The organism is Massilia sp. PAMC28688, from assembly GCF_019443445.1.
Lineage (GTDB): Bacteria > Pseudomonadota > Gammaproteobacteria > Burkholderiales > Burkholderiaceae_D > Telluria_A.
In genome coordinates this window covers 2,466,910-2,480,645 of the sequence record NZ_CP080378.1, presented here as the reverse complement: position 1 = coordinate 2,480,645, position 13,736 = coordinate 2,466,910, and the positions used below count along the sequence as shown (strand labels likewise).

Sequence of the window (13,736 nt, the reverse complement as noted above, 5' to 3'; positions counted from 1 at the left end):
ATGCAGATTCCTGTCCTGTTCCAGACCGTGGGCCTGCTGGTGCTCTCCAACGTCTTCATGACCATTGCCTGGTACGGCCACCTCAAGAACATGCAGACCAAGGTGTGGTGGTACGCCGCCATCGTCAGCTGGGGCATTGCCCTGTTCGAGTACCTGCTTCAGGTCCCGGCCAACCGTATTGGCTACACCCAGTACAGCCTGGCGCAGCTCAAGATCATGCAGGAAGTGATCACGCTGACCGTGTTCGTGCCGTTCGCGATGTTCTACATGAACCAGCCGTTCAAGTGGGATTTCGTGTGGGCCGGACTGTGCCTGGTGGGCGCGGTGTACTTCATCTTCCGCAGTTGAGGTGCAGTTGAGAACACCGTGCTGAAATCGAGTGCGGCCCAAGGGGTCCTGCAGGGCCTGACACTGTAGCGGCACAATTCGAATCATCCTCCTAAACGTTCCCCTGCGCATCCGGTCGCTTCGCATTACACTAGCACGGTCGTCCTCTTTTTTGATATCAAAGGAATAATATGAGCGGTTATCTGCAGGGCAAGGACATGGCGGGCGGCGATGCGCCGGCCCCGGTCAAGCCCATGGTCACGAAGGCTGTCACCATCCCCTCGCTCAACGCTTTGCGCGCGGCGGGCACCAAGATCACCATGCTGACCTGCTATGACGCCAGTTTCGCCAGCCTGATGGACCGCTGCGGCGTGGAGATCCTGTTGATCGGCGATTCGCTCGGCATGGTGTGCAACGGCCACACGTCCACATTGCCTGTCACGGTCGCGGAAGTGGCCTACCATACCGCCGCCGTGGCGCGCGGCAGCAAGAGCGCGCTGATTCTGGCCGATATGCCGTTTGGCAGCTACCCGACGCCGGAAGTGGCATTCACCAACGCCGTGCAGCTGATTCAGGCCGGCGCCCACATGGTCAAGCTCGAAGGCGGTGCCTGGCTGGCCGATACCGTCAAATTCCTGGTCGACCGCGCCATTCCCGTGTGCGCCCACCTTGGCCTGACGCCGCAGTCGGTGCACCAGCTCGGTGGCTACAAAGTGCAGGGCAAGACCATCGAAAGTGCAGACCATCTGAAGGCCGACGCGCTGCTGCTGCAGTCAATGGGTGCCTCGCTGCTGGTGATCGAAGCCATTCCCGCCACCCTCGGCAAGGAAGTCACCGAGCTGCTGGCGATTCCGACCATCGGCATCGGCGGTGGCCCCGACTGCTCCGGCCAGGTGCTGGTGATGCACGACATGCTCGGCGTTTTCCCCGGCCGCAAGGCGCGCTTCGTGAAGAACTTCATGGAGGGCCAGAGCACCATCGAGGGCGCAGTCAATGCCTATGTCGCCGCCGTCAAGGATGGCAGCTTCCCCGCGCCGGAACACTGCTTCTGAGGCTGACATGGCGCGCCTGTTCCTGGCATTGTGGCCTGATGCGCCGCTGCGCCACCAGCTGGTGCAGTGGCAAAACGGCTGGCGCTGGCCCCGCTCTGCCACGCCCACCAGGACCGAGCGCCTGCATGTGACGCTGCATTTCCTGGGCGAGGTGGAACAGGCGGCGCTGCCGCACCTGGCAGCATCGCTGGAGGTACCATGCGAGCCGTTTGAACTGCGCTTCGGCCACAACGCGCTATGGCACAGCGGCCTGGCAGTGCTGGAGCCGCTCGCCACGCCGCCCGAACTGATCGCCCTGCATGCACGCCTGTCGGCCGCGGTCACTGGCGCCGGGCTGGCCGTGGACAGCCGGCCCTACCGGCCCCACGTCACGCTGGCGCGCCGGGCCGGCAAGGCGCTGATCGACACCGTTGGTCCGCCCATTACCTGGCAGGTCTCCGGCTACGCCCTGGTGCAGTCCACGCCCGAGGAAGGCTACATCGTCCTGGCACAGTGGCCAGGGCGCCCCTGATGACGCGCCTAGTGCGTGGCCCGCACATACTGCTTTTGACCTGACAGCGCCAGTGGCACGGCCGCACCTGTCACCGCCGCACAGGCAAGCACCATGCCCATGCCTGACAATGTGCCGTCCGTCCCCTGCGCCAGCATGGCGCCGCTGACCAGGGCCGCGGCAGCAATGGCCACGTCCTGCACCATCCCCTGCAAGGCCATGAAAGCGGCACGCTCGTCGCCCCGTGGCACGTGGCTGAGTGCCGCCAGCAGGCTCACATTGCGCCCCGCGTTACCGGCCATGAAGCACACGAAGCACAGGACCAGCACCGGCAGGAGGAGCCGCGCGTCCACCAGCAGTGGGATGACGCCGAGCGCCATGGCGGCACTGGCCATCAGCACCGCCTGGCGCGGACCGGCGCGGTCGGCCAGGCGGCCCAGGACCTGCACCGTGACGAAGGCAGTGACGCCGCCGGCCATATAGAGCACACCCAGGTGCGCCCGCGGATAGCCGAGATTGAACAGGTAATAGGCGGAAAAGTGCGGGATCAGCAGGAAGGCTGAAAACTGGCTCAGGCCCTGCACCACGCAGGCATGGCGCACCGGACCGCGCCGCAGGAGCTGCCCCAGGCCGGCGCCTTGCGCGGCACGGCCCGCCGGCGCGGGCAAGACAATAGCGGCCACCAGCCACACCAGCAGCGCCAGCGCCGCCAGTGACTGGAACGGCAGCTGCCAGCCGCCAAAGCGCGCCAGCTCCAGGGCCATTGGCACGCCGGCCACCGCGGCCAGCGCAAAGCCGGCCATGACGCGGGCCAGCGTCCTGCCGCGCTGCGCAGGCGGCGTGACGTCGATCACCAGCGCCATCCCGGTTGCGATCGCGGGCGCGCCGGCCATGCCTGTTACGGCGCGCGCCAGCAGCAGGGAGTCCAGGCCGGTGGCCATGCTGCTGGCCCACGTGGCCAGCGCGAGCAGGCCAAACGATACCAGCAGCACCGTCTTGCGGTTAAAGCGGTCCAGCACATGCAGGCACGCGAGCGAGGCCAGTACCGACGCCAGTGTGTAGGCGGCAGTCAGGAGGGCGGCCCGGTCGACCGCGAAGCCGAGCGCACGCGCAAGGTCCGGGCCGAGCGGCAGCACCATCACAAAATCCAGGATGTACACAAACTGCAGTGCCGCCACCACCAGCACCGTGCGCGCCTGCACCGTCATGTGCGCTCCAGCGCACGATGCACGGCGCGCAAGGCGCGGGCGGTGTCCGCCCAGTCGAGACAAGGGTCGGTGACGGAGCAGCCGTAGCGCAGGTTTCCGCTCAACGGCTGGCTACCGGCTTCGATGAAGCTCTCCAGCATCACGCCGATGATGTCGCGGTTGCCGCCATGGCGCTGGCGCACAACGTCTTCCAGGACAGTAATCTGGCGCCGGTGGTCCTTGCCCGCATTGCCGTGCGAGCAGTCGACCATGATGGCCGGGTCCAGCCCTGCCGCCTGCATGGCCCTGGTGGCGCCGGCCACGCTGGCCGCATCGAAATTGGGACCGGCGCTGCCGCCGCGCAGAATCAGGTGGATGTTGGCGTTACCCCGGGTGCGCACCACCGCCGCGCGGCCATCGGCGTCCAGGCCCAGGAAAGCGTGGGGCCGCGACGCAGCGCGGATGGCGTTGATGGCACCCCCAACGCCACCGTCGGTCCCGTTCTTGAATCCCACCGGCAGCGGCAGGCTGGACGCCATCTCGCGGTGGGTTTGCGACTCGGTGGTTCGCGCACCAATGGCGGCCCAGCTGACCAGGTCAGCCAGGTACTGCGGGGACATCGGATCGAGCGCCTCCACCGCAGCCGGCACGCCAAGCCGGGCGACATCGAGCAGCAGGCCGCGCGCGAGCTGCATGCCTTCCGGGATGCGAAAGGATTGATCCATGTGCGGATCGTTGATCAAGCCTTTCCAGCCGGTGCTGGTGCGCGGCTTTTCAAAGTACACGCGCATGACGAGGTACAGCGTGGGCTGCACTTCACGCGCCAGCTGCGCCAGGCGGCTGGCGTAATCGAGGGCGGCAGCCGGGTCGTGTATTGAGCAGGGCCCCACCACCACCAGCAGGCGGCGGTCGCGCCGCGCCAGGATGTCGCAAATGGTGGCACGCCCGACAGCCACGGTGGCTGCGGCGACGCGGTCGCACGGCAGTCCGGCGCGCAACTGGGCGGGGCTGGGCATGGCGCTGGTGGCGGACGGCGCCGGCTCGGCCAGGAAATCTCGTTTCATGGGGGCTCCGTCAAAAGCGCGAGGCCAGGGTCAGGCGCACGTTGCGGCCAATCTCAGGCAAGGCGGCCACGCTGCCCCAGCGTGGATGGAAGCCAAAGCTGCTGTGATCGTAGTAGAACTTGTCGGCCAGGTTATTGATTGTCAGCGTCACACTGAGGCGCTCGTCGCCGGTCAGCAGCCAGCTGGCGTATGCGTCATGGATGGCGTAGCCGGGCTTGGACGCGCTCCCCGATGGCACATGGTCCAGGCGTTCAATGGCGCGCGTGGTCCAGCCCAGCTTCAGATGACGCATGGGAAAGGCGCGGTCGATCTGCACCACCCAGGTGCGGCCGGAGGCATTCCCGAGCAGGAAGGCGTCGCCGCTCGACAGCGGTCTGCCGTTCAGGCGCGGCCTTGCATGCGCCATGCCGATGCTGGCACGCCAGTGCGGCGCTTCGACACCGGCATCGGCGCTGTAGCCGCGCGTGCGCACCTGGCCCAGGTTTTCGCGCATGGAGTCGTAGCCGATGTAGTTGTCGATCTTCTGGCTGAATAGCGTGGCATTGGCGAACCATGCGCCGCGGCGCCACTGCATGGCCAGATCGGTGTTGGCGGCCTTTTCCGGCTGCAGGTCAGGCGCGTTTTCCTGAAGCGCCTTGAGAAAGGGTTCGATCACGCCCACGCCGCGCAGCGCGCGTGCATGCCCGAGCCGGATGCTCAATGCTTCGCCTGACATCCAGGTCAGGCTGGCGCCGGGCGACGCGGCCGACGAGGCGTAGCGGCGGCCTTCCATGCCGGTATACCGATAGCGGTCGTAGCGCGCGCCCAGCCCAACGGCCCAATGCTCGCCCAGGGCCAGATCGTCATGCAGGAACACGCCGGCGACGCTCGCCTTTTCGTCATCCAGGGCCACCCCGGCCACGTTGGCGAAGCCGGTATCGTGGCGATAATTCACACCGTAACTGAGCTTGTGCCCGGCGACCCGCGACACGTTCAGCACATCGGCGCCGCGGGTGCGGGTGCCGTCATGCTCGCCTTGCGGGCTGTCCACACCCAGCAGCGCCGCGTTCTCGTTGTCGTAGGCGCTGACCTGCAGGTCCACCAGCCGCCCGCCCGGTGCATAACGGTAGTTGACGGTGGCAGAGGCGCGTTCCATTTTTTGGCGCTGCGGTCCATTGATGCCGGCGGCGACCAGGTTGGTGCGCTTGTTGCGCAGGCCTTCATCAAGATTATCTTCCCATGCCAGCGCCAGCTGATGGGCACCGGTGCCGGTCGTGAACTTTACAAAGCGCGAGCGGCTGTCGGAGGCGGTGTGGGCCACCAGCGCGCGCCTGCCGTCCTTGTAGTCGCCGCTGTTGTACTGAGTGTGGCTAAGCACAATGGCGCTGGCGTTGCCAATGCGTCCAAACACGCTCACGCCGGTCTTGGCGCCGTCACTGGCGTCGAAGTAGCTGGCCTTGACCAGGGCGCCGGCCCGTTCGCCCGGACGCAGCAGGTCCAGTGCGCCCTTGGTGGTGAAACGCAGCGCGCCGGCCAAGGCGCCCGGACCGGCCGTCACCGCGGCCGTGCCGGCCTCCATCTCGACGCGCTTCAACAGATCCGGTTCGATCATGACCTGCCCGGCGTGATGATAGGCCGCTTCCGCTTGGGCGGCCCCGTCGATGCTCACTGCCAGCATGCGCTCGCCCAGACCGCGCACATACAGCTTTTGCGCCGCCGGCAGGCCGCCCCCGCCGATGCTCACTTCCGGCGTTTGCTTGAACAGGTCCTGCAGGCTCACGGCCTGCTCGGCCTCAATGCGGTCAGCGCTGACGCTGGTGGTTTCGGACCCGCGCTGTGCGGTGACTGTAATCGGGGCAAGCTGGGTGTCCCCCGCGCCGGCACTGGCAGCGCCAAAGGACAGGAGCGAGAACGCCGCAACAAGGCGCCTGCGGGCGGGTTTGCTGATGATCTGGGGCATGAAAACTTTCAGACGATGTTAATAAGGTTGAAATGCTGTTCTAAAATTATCCTAGCACCGATCTAAATGCGAATCAATCTCATTATTATTTGCGTTTGCTATTGCGAATGATTCTTATTCTGTTTACTATTCGGCACTCTTGCCCAGATGTTCATTTCTTCGAGAGGCCACCATGAACAAGCGTTTGCATCACCTGCCGCCCCAGCCCTGGGCAGCGGAACACCCGACCCGCCAGTACCGGCCCGGCGCGAGCCTGTTTGCCTCGCCGCGCGCAGTACTGGCCGCCCGTGGCGCCAAGGCGCTGCTGCCGCCATGCACGGCAGGGCGGCTTGCCGGTGATGCACTGGCCATGCTGCGCGACGCGGGCGGTCCCGGTGATGTGATCATGGGCGCAGTGCCATTCGATGCGGCGGCGCCGGCGCGGCTGTTCGTGCCGGAGCAGATATCGGTCGGGCCGGCCCTGGCGACAGGGCACGCGCCACCGGCAGCGCACCGGCGCAAACCCCATGCAGTGCATGCCCGGCCGTCACCGGACGCCTACCGCGCCAACGTCGAGCGGGCACTGGCCTGCATCCGTGCCACGGGCCTGGAAAAGGTGGTGCTGTCGCGCTCACTGTCGCTCAACGTCCAGGTCGACCTGGCAGGGCTGCTGCAACGCCTGGCCGCCCGCAATAGCCGCGGCTATACCTTTGCCATAGACCTGGTCGACGCGCCGGCGCCGCGCCGCACCTTGATTGGCGCCAGTCCCGAGCTGCTGCTGTCGCGGCGCGGACGCCAGCTGCTGTCCCATCCCCTGGCCGGATCGGTCCCGCGCAGCAGCGACCCGCGGGAAGACCGGCGGCGCGGCGCGGCCCTGCTCGAATCGGCCAAGGACCTGCATGAGCACGAGCTGGTGGTGGCCGCAGTGGCCGACTCGCTGCGCCCGTTCGCCCGCCAGGTGTGGGTGCCGCCACGGCCATCGCTGCTATCCACGCCAACCATGTGGCACCTTGGGACAGAAGTGAAAGCTGAACTCGCCGATCCCGCCTGCTCCTCCCTGGAACTGGCGCTGGCATTGCATCCCACGCCCGCCGTCTGTGGCCATCCGTTGCAGCAGGCGCGCCGCTTCATTGGCGATGTGGAGGGCTTCGAGCGCGGCTACTTCGCCGGCCTGGTTGGCTGGTGCGACACCAGCGGCGACGGCGAATGGGCCGTCACGCTGCGCTGCGCCGAAGTGGGCGAGCATGATGCGACGCTCTACGCGGGAGCCGGCATCGTGGACGGCTCCGTGGCGGAAGACGAACTGCTCGAAACGTCAGGCAAGCTGCGCACCATGCTGGCAGCCATGGGACTGGAATCGGTCCTGGAGACCATGCAATGACGGCCTGCCTGGACGGCTTCACCCCGTGGCCGGACGACATGGCGGCGCTGTACCGCGCCAAGGGATACTGGGCTGGCGAAAGCCTGGGGGCCATGCTGCGCGCACGCGCCGCGCAGTATCCGGCACGCGTGGCGCTGGTATGCGGCGAGCGGCGCTGGACCTACGCCGACCTTGACCGGCGCAGCGACAGCCTGGCGGCCGGCCTGGCCCGTCTTGGCATCCTGGCGCGCGACCGGGTGGTGGTGCAGTTGCCGAATGTGGCCGAATTCTTTGCCGTCTGCTTCGCGTTGTTTCGCATTGGCGCGATTCCGGTACTGGCCCTGCCGGCGCACCGGCGCGCCGAGATTGGCTACTTCTGCGAACTGACGGCCGCCCGCGCTTACGTGATTGCCGACCTGGCCGGGGGCTTTGATTATCGCGCCCTGGCACGGGACGTGCGGGCGCAGTCGCCCGCCTTGCAGCATGTGATCGTCGCCGGTAGCGCCGCCGAATTCATCCGGCTCGATGACCTGTATGATTCGCCACGCCGCTTTCCCTGTCCCGCCGCAGGCGAGGTGGCCTTGCTGCAGCTCTCGGGCGGCAGCACCGGCCTGCCCAAGCTCATAGCGCGCACGCACGACGACTATTTATACAGCGTGCGCGCCAGCGCCGCTATCTGCCGGCTCGACCAGCATACCGTGTACCTGTGCGCGCTGCCGGTCGCGCATAACTTCCCACTGAGTTCACCGGGCACGCTGGGCGTCTTTCACGCCGGCGGCTGCGTGGTGCTGGCGACCCAGGCCAATCCGGACCATGCGTTTGCCCTTGTCGAAGCCGAACAGGTCACCATGACCGCGCTGGTGCCGCCGCTGGCCATGGCGTGGCTGGACGCCGCACAGGCGCGCCGCCACGATCTTGACAGCCTGGCGCTGCTGCAGGTGGGCGGCGCCAGGCTGCCGGCCGAAGGTGCGGCCCGGGTGGGTCCGGTGCTTGGCTGCGCGCTGCAGCAGGTATTCGGCATGGCCGAGGGCCTGGTCAACTATACGCGGCACGACGATCCTTTCGAAGTGGTGCACGCCACCCAGGGCCGGCCAATGTCGCCGGATGACGAAATCCGGATTGTGGATGATGGCGACCTCGCCGTTCCACCGGGTACACCGGGGCATCTGCAGACCCGCGGCCCGTACACCATCCGCGGCTACTACAAAGCGCCGGAACACAACGCACGCGCCTTTACTGCCGACGGCTTCTACCGCACCGGCGACGTGGTGCGCCAACTGCCCACTGGCCACCTGGTGGTGGAAGGGCGGGCCAAAGACCAGATCAATCGCGGCGGCGAGAAGATCGCAGCCGAGGAAGTGGAGAACCATCTCCTGGCACACCCTGCCGTGCACGACGCGGCACTGGTAGCCATGCAGGATGGCTACCTGGGTGAACGCAGCTGCGCCTGGGTGATTGCGCGCGGCGCCCCGCCCCGGGCGCGCGAGCTGGCCGCCTTCCTGCGCCAGCGCGGACTGGCCGCCTACAAAATCCCGGACCGGATCGAGTTCATATCGCAGTTCCCTACAACCGGCGTGGGCAAGGTGGATAAGCGCCTGCTGCGCGAATTGATCAACCAGCGCATCAACAGCTTCCCGACGACACCATGACCATTCCAAAGATCGCCCCCTATCCCATGCCTGCGGCCATGCCGGAAAGCCGCGTAAGCTGGCGACCGGATGCCGCCCGCGCGGTGCTGCTGATCCACGACATGCAGGAATACTTTCTCGACTTTTACGACGCCAGCGCCGCACCGGTGCCGCAGTTGCTGGCGCAGGTGCGGCGCCTGCGCGACGCCTGCGACGCGGCCGGCATCCCGGTGGTCTACACCGCACAGCCGGCCGTCCAGACGACAGCGGAGCGTGGCCTGCTCAATGACTGGTGGGGCCCCGGGTTGACGGCGCAGCCGCAGCGCGCAGCGGTGGCGGCGACGCTTGCGCCGCGTGCGCATGACACGGTTCTGGTCAAGTGGCGCTATAGCGCCTTTGTCCACAGCGACCTGCTGCAGCGCATGCGCACACAGGGCCGCGACCAGCTCATCATCTGTGGCGTATACGCGCATATCGGCTGCATGATGACAGCGGCCGACGCATTCATGCACGACATCCAGCCATTCCTGGTGGGCGACGCGCTGGGTGACTTCTCGGCGCAGCAGCACGCAATGGCACTTGACTACGTGTCCCAGCGCTGTGGCGTGGTGCTGAGCGCCGCGCAGGCCGTCGAAGCGCTGCAGACCCTGCCCGCCAGCGCGGAGGCGCTGCGCGCAGCAGTAGCGGCCGTGCTGCATTTGCCGGCCATGGAACTGGCATTTGACGACAACCTGATGGAGGCGGGGCTCGATTCCATCCGGCTAATGAGCCTGGTGGAACGCTGGCGCCGCGCTGGCGCCGAAACCTCATTTGTCGAACTGGCGCAGCAGCCTACACTGCAGCAGTGGTGGGACATGCTGGGCGCGCAGACGGAGGTGGATTGAATGGTCACAGCACAGCGGCAGCCATTGACGGCAGCGCAGCAAGGTATCTGGCTGGGGCAACAGCTCGATCCACACAGTCCCGCTTACTGGACTGCGGAGGTGGTCGAACTGCGCGGCGCACTTGACGACGCGGCGTTTGAAGCCGCGCTATGCCAGGCTGTTAGCGAATGCGACGCACTGCACCAACGCTACCGGGCCGAAGGGGAAAACATATGGCAGGCCCTGCACCCGCAGGAATGGTCCCTGGCCCGGCTGCGGCTGGACCAAGCGGCCGCCCGGTGCTGGATGAACAGCGACCTGCAGCATGTGCCGGACCTGGCCCACGGCCCGCTTTTCGCCAGCGCCCTGATTACCGTCGGCCCGCAGCGCACACTGTGGTACCTGCGCGTGCATCACATTGCACTCGACGGCTTTGGCTACACGCTGCTGGCGGCGCGCGTGGCCGCGCTGTATTCGTCCATCACCGCCAACGGCGCCCTGCCGCCCGCCCGGCTCTGCGCGCTGGCGCCGGTGGTGGAAGAAGACGCGCAATACCATGCCTCCCCAGCCTGCGAAGCCGATCGGCAGTTCTGGTGCGCCCGCATGGCTGGCAGCCTGCCTGCGCTGCTGGCGCCGGCCACGCCCGCGGCCCGCCACGTGGCGCGGGTCCGCGGGCAATGCAGCCACGACTGGCTGGGACTGGTCACCGCCACCGGGACCGACTGGCCGTCGCTGATGGTGGCCGCCTGCGCGGCGTGGCTGCACCGTGAAAGCGGCGCCCGCGAACTGGTACTGGGCCTGCCGGTCATGTCGCGCCTGGGCTCGCGCAGCCTGACCGTTCCATGCATGGCGATGAATATCGTACCGCTGCGCCTGTGCGTTGATCCCGCCACCAGCCTTGTGTCGCTGGCCCAGCTGGCCGCGGCGGAAATGCGCGCAGTGCGCCCGCACCAGCGCTACCGCTACGAACACCTGAAGGCGCAACTTGGCATGGCCGGTGGCCGCCGCCGACTGTTCGGCGCCGTCGTCAATCTGATGCCGTTTGACCGGCCGCTCGCCTTTGGGTCCCTGGCCGCGCGCAGCCATCCGCTTGCAGCGGGGCCGGTGGAAGACCTGTCGATCACGATTGCACCACACCCGGGCGGCATGCGCTGCGACCTGGAGGCCAATGGTGAAGCCTACGCGCACGCCCGTGTGCAGGCGCTTCACAGCCGGCTGATGCAAGGCTTGCAGGCATTGGCGGATGCGCCGCACGCACCAATTGCCCAGGTTCTGGGCCAGCACAAGCTGGCCGTGATCGAACCTGTGGCGCCCGCGCTGGCGCCGCAGCCGGTCCTCACCCTCCTGCAGCGCCATGCCTTGGCCACGCCCGAGGTCCCCGCGCTTGAACAGGACGGCGAAACAATCTGCTACGCAGGCCTTCTGCATCAGGTGCAGTCCCTGGCCGGCAGGCTGCGCGCCGCCGGTATCACCGAGGAAAGCCGCGTCGCCTTGCTGCTGCCGCGCGAGCCGCGCACCATTGTCGCCATGCTGGCAGTGCTGTGGGCAGGCGGCGGCTACATCCCGCTCGATCCGGGCGGGCCTGCCGTGCGCCTGCAAGGCGTACTGAAGGACAGTACGCCGCAGCTGGTCATCACGCTGGTCCAGCATGCGGCTCTGGCCGGCAAGATACCGGTATTCTGCCTTGACCAGCCGGCGCCCGCCGCCGCCCCCATGCCGGTGCCCGCGCCGGTTGCCGAGAGCGCACTGGCCTACGTCATTTATACCTCGGGGTCGACAGGACGGCCGAACGGCGTCATGATCGAGCGTGCTTCGCTGGCGCAGTTCGTCGCCGCCGCCAGTGCCCGCTATGCCATCAGCGCAGGCGACCGCATGCTGCAGTTCGCACCGCTGCATTTCGATGCCAGCATTGAGGAGATTTACCTTCCCCTGTGCGCCGGTGCCACGGTGGTGCTGCGCAATAAGGCGATGATGGACTCATTGCCGGCCTTCCTGGTCGCGTGCGCCGAACGCCGCATCAGCATCCTGGACCTGCCAACCGCGTTCTGGCATGAGCTGGCGTTTTGCGTGGGCCAATCGCAGGCGGCTCTCCCCGCCTGCGTGCGGCTGGTGATCATTGGCGGCGAGGCCGCGCAGGCCGCCCGCGTACGCCAGTGGCTGCGGGCGGCGCCGCATGCAACCCTGCTCAATACCTACGGCCCCACCGAGACAACGGTGATCTGCACCACGGCGGCGCTTACCGACACTGACGGAGCGCCGCCGATCGGCAGGCCGCTCGGTGGTATCGGCATCGCAGTAGTGGACCGGCACATGCGCCCCGTTCCTGCCGGCCAGGAGGGAGAGCTGTGCCTGAGCGGACCGCAACTGGCGCGCGGCTACCTGGGCCGTCCCGAGCTGACGGCGCAGCGCTTCATCACCCTCGCTGCACTTACCGGCGCGCGTGCTTACCGCAGCGGCGACCGCGTAGTGTTGGGCGAAGATGGGCAGCTGTGCTACCTGGGGCGGCTCGATGGTGAACTGAAGATCAGTGGCCAGCGCATTGACCCGCTGGAGATCGAGGAGGCACTGCTGGCCTTTCCCGGCGTGCGCGAGGCGGCCGTGGTGAGCGCCGGTGACAGGCAGCTGGCCGCCTTCATCGCCCCGCAACTGAATCTGCGCACCGCCGCGCTGCGTGCATTCCTGGCCGAACGCCTGGCACCGGCCGCCATTCCCGCCACCTTCCTGCAACAGACTGCGCTACCGCGCAATCACAATGGCAAGATTGATCGGGCGGCCCTGCGGATGGAGGCTGGCCGGCAGGCGCCCGAGATTCCAGCCGGAGCATCGCTGCAAGCGACCGTGGCCCGGATCTGGGCCGAGGCGCTTGGCGTGCACGCCGTCGAGCCAGACGACGACTTTTTCGCCCTTGGCGGCACTTCGCTCACGGCGATCCAGGTCGCCAACCGGCTGGGCGTGGCCCTGCAGCGCGAGGTGCCGGTGTCATCGCTGTTCCGGCACGCGACGGTCGCGGCCCTGGCGCAGGCGCTGGGCGCACTGTCGGGCCACGCACCGCCAGCAGGCAGCAGCGAATTTGCCCATCTACTGGAGATCCAGAAAGGCGCGGGCCCGGCGCTGTTCTGCATCCATCCCGCGGAAGGACTGGCCTGGTGCTACCTCGGCTTGTCGCGCCACTTGCCGCATATGGCCATCCATGGCCTGCAGGCGCGGGGCCTGAGCGCAGCGCTCCCGCGTGACATCCAGGCCATGGTGGAGGACTACCTGGCCACCATCCGGCGCACACAGGCAACAGGACCGTATTACCTGCTTGGCTGGTCCTCAGGCGGGGGCCTCGCGCATGAACTGGCCGTGCGCCTGCGCGCGCAAGGCGAGAGCGTGGGCCTGCTGGCCATGATGGATGCCTACCCCAGCGATATCTGGCACGGCAAGCCGCCCGCGGGCGAACGCGATGCGCTGCTGGCGATCCTTGACGTGATCGGCGCCGACGCCGTCGACGAAGCCGGAAATCCGCTGGCGCGCGACGCCATGCTGGCGCGGCTTCGCCACCGTGGCAGCACCCTGGCCGGCGCCAGTGACGCGCAGCTTGCCCGCATGACGGAAACGGCACTGCACACCATGCAGCTGTACCGCCGTTTGCGCCACGGCCGCTACGATGGCGACCTGCTGTTCTTCCATGCCGCCGAGCGCGGCCCCGATGCCCCCGACTGGCGTGGCTGGGCCCCCTACGTGGGCGGCCGCATCGACAGGATCGATGTCGCATGCTCGCACAACACCATGAGTCGCCCGGCGCCCCTTGCCCACATTGGCCGCACGCTGGCCCAGCGGCTTGCACATCAACCGACCCCCTGAC

The 13,736-nt window shown here is 67.5% G+C and carries 10 protein-coding genes; 7 read left to right on the top strand and 3 right to left on the bottom strand.

Annotated features, from left to right (window positions below; all coding sequences use genetic code 11):
• The 3 genes from KY495_RS11185 to thpR all read left to right on the top strand — a co-directional run bounded on the left by KY495_RS11185 (window position 1) and on the right by thpR (window position 1,890).
• On the top strand, window positions 1-348 hold the full coding sequence (locus KY495_RS11185) for a DMT family protein (protein WP_219883699.1): 348 nt from the start codon (window positions 1-3) through the stop codon (window positions 346-348).
• Window positions 349-518: 170 nt separating this feature from the next.
• On the top strand, window positions 519-1,379 hold the full coding sequence (gene panB, locus KY495_RS11180; protein ID WP_219883698.1) for a 3-methyl-2-oxobutanoate hydroxymethyltransferase: 861 nt from the start codon (window positions 519-521) through the stop codon (window positions 1,377-1,379).
• Window positions 1,380-1,386: 7 nt separating this feature from the next.
• Complete coding sequence (thpR, locus tag KY495_RS11175) at window positions 1,387-1,890, top strand: RNA 2',3'-cyclic phosphodiesterase (protein ID WP_219883697.1); 504 nt, start codon at window positions 1,387-1,389, stop codon at window positions 1,888-1,890.
• Window positions 1,891-1,898: 8 nt separating this feature from the next.
• Here the strand turns inward: thpR and KY495_RS11170 are convergent, their stop codons facing one another.
• Genes KY495_RS11170 through KY495_RS11160 form a run of 3 tightly spaced genes read right to left on the bottom strand, consistent with a single transcriptional unit; the run spans window position 1,899 to window position 6,059 of the window.
• A complete protein-coding gene (locus KY495_RS11170; protein ID WP_219883696.1) occupies window positions 1,899-3,077 on the bottom strand; it encodes an MFS transporter in 1,179 nt (392 codons plus the stop codon).
• Window positions 3,074-4,120, bottom strand: coding sequence for a 3-deoxy-7-phosphoheptulonate synthase (locus KY495_RS11165; RefSeq protein WP_219883695.1), 1,047 nt, complete (start codon window positions 4,118-4,120; stop codon window positions 3,074-3,076). The genes KY495_RS11170 and KY495_RS11165 overlap by 4 nt, the downstream gene beginning before the upstream one ends.
• Window positions 4,121-4,130: 10 nt before the next feature.
• Window positions 4,131-6,059 (bottom strand): TonB-dependent receptor domain-containing protein, encoded by a 1,929-nt coding sequence (locus KY495_RS11160; RefSeq protein ID WP_219883694.1) that lies wholly within the window; start codon window positions 6,057-6,059, stop codon window positions 4,131-4,133.
• Window positions 6,060-6,231: 172 nt separating this feature from the next.
• On the opposite strand from KY495_RS11160, the gene KY495_RS11155 reads away from it, so the two are divergent.
• From KY495_RS11155 to KY495_RS11140, 4 genes are read left to right on the top strand one after another with little or no spacing between them, the layout of a single operon-like run.
• Window positions 6,232-7,419, top strand: a complete 1,188-nt coding sequence (locus KY495_RS11155; RefSeq protein ID WP_219883693.1) for an isochorismate synthase — start codon at window positions 6,232-6,234, stop codon at window positions 7,417-7,419.
• Window positions 7,416-9,047, top strand: a complete 1,632-nt coding sequence (locus KY495_RS11150) for a (2,3-dihydroxybenzoyl)adenylate synthase (RefSeq protein WP_219883692.1) — start codon at window positions 7,416-7,418, stop codon at window positions 9,045-9,047. The genes KY495_RS11155 and KY495_RS11150 overlap by 4 nt, the downstream gene beginning before the upstream one ends.
• Window positions 9,044-9,910 (top strand): isochorismatase family protein, encoded by an 867-nt coding sequence (locus KY495_RS11145; RefSeq protein WP_219883691.1) that lies wholly within the window; start codon window positions 9,044-9,046, stop codon window positions 9,908-9,910. The genes KY495_RS11150 and KY495_RS11145 overlap by 4 nt, the downstream gene beginning before the upstream one ends.
• Window positions 9,911-13,735 carry a non-ribosomal peptide synthetase gene (locus KY495_RS11140; protein WP_219883690.1) on the top strand — a complete coding sequence of 1,275 codons (3,825 nt, stop codon included), beginning with the start codon at window positions 9,911-9,913 and terminating at the stop codon, window positions 13,733-13,735.
• Window position 13,736: the final 1 nt, after the last annotated feature.

What these genes read in the sequence shown, in the direction of transcription:
- KY495_RS11165 (WP_219883695.1), bottom strand. Translation starts at nt 4,120, where the DNA reads ATGAAACGAGATTTCCTGGCCGAGCCGGCGCCGTCCGCCACCAGCGCC.
- KY495_RS11150 (WP_219883692.1), top strand. Translation starts at nt 7,416, where the DNA reads ATGACGGCCTGCCTGGACGGCTTCACCCCGTGGCCGGACGACATGGCG.
- KY495_RS11145 (WP_219883691.1), top strand. Translation starts at nt 9,044, where the DNA reads ATGACCATTCCAAAGATCGCCCCCTATCCCATGCCTGCGGCCATGCCG.
- KY495_RS11155 (WP_219883693.1), top strand. Translation starts at nt 6,232, where the DNA reads ATGAACAAGCGTTTGCATCACCTGCCGCCCCAGCCCTGGGCAGCGGAA.
- KY495_RS11160 (WP_219883694.1), bottom strand. Translation starts at nt 6,059, where the DNA reads ATGCCCCAGATCATCAGCAAACCCGCCCGCAGGCGCCTTGTTGCGGCG.
- thpR (WP_219883697.1), top strand. Translation starts at nt 1,387, where the DNA reads ATGGCGCGCCTGTTCCTGGCATTGTGGCCTGATGCGCCGCTGCGCCAC.
- KY495_RS11185 (WP_219883699.1), top strand. Translation starts at nt 1, where the DNA reads ATGCAGATTCCTGTCCTGTTCCAGACCGTGGGCCTGCTGGTGCTCTCC.
- KY495_RS11170 (WP_219883696.1), bottom strand. Translation starts at nt 3,077, where the DNA reads ATGACGGTGCAGGCGCGCACGGTGCTGGTGGTGGCGGCACTGCAGTTT.
- KY495_RS11140 (WP_219883690.1), top strand. Translation starts at nt 9,911, where the DNA reads ATGGTCACAGCACAGCGGCAGCCATTGACGGCAGCGCAGCAAGGTATC.
- panB (WP_219883698.1), top strand. Translation starts at nt 519, where the DNA reads ATGAGCGGTTATCTGCAGGGCAAGGACATGGCGGGCGGCGATGCGCCG.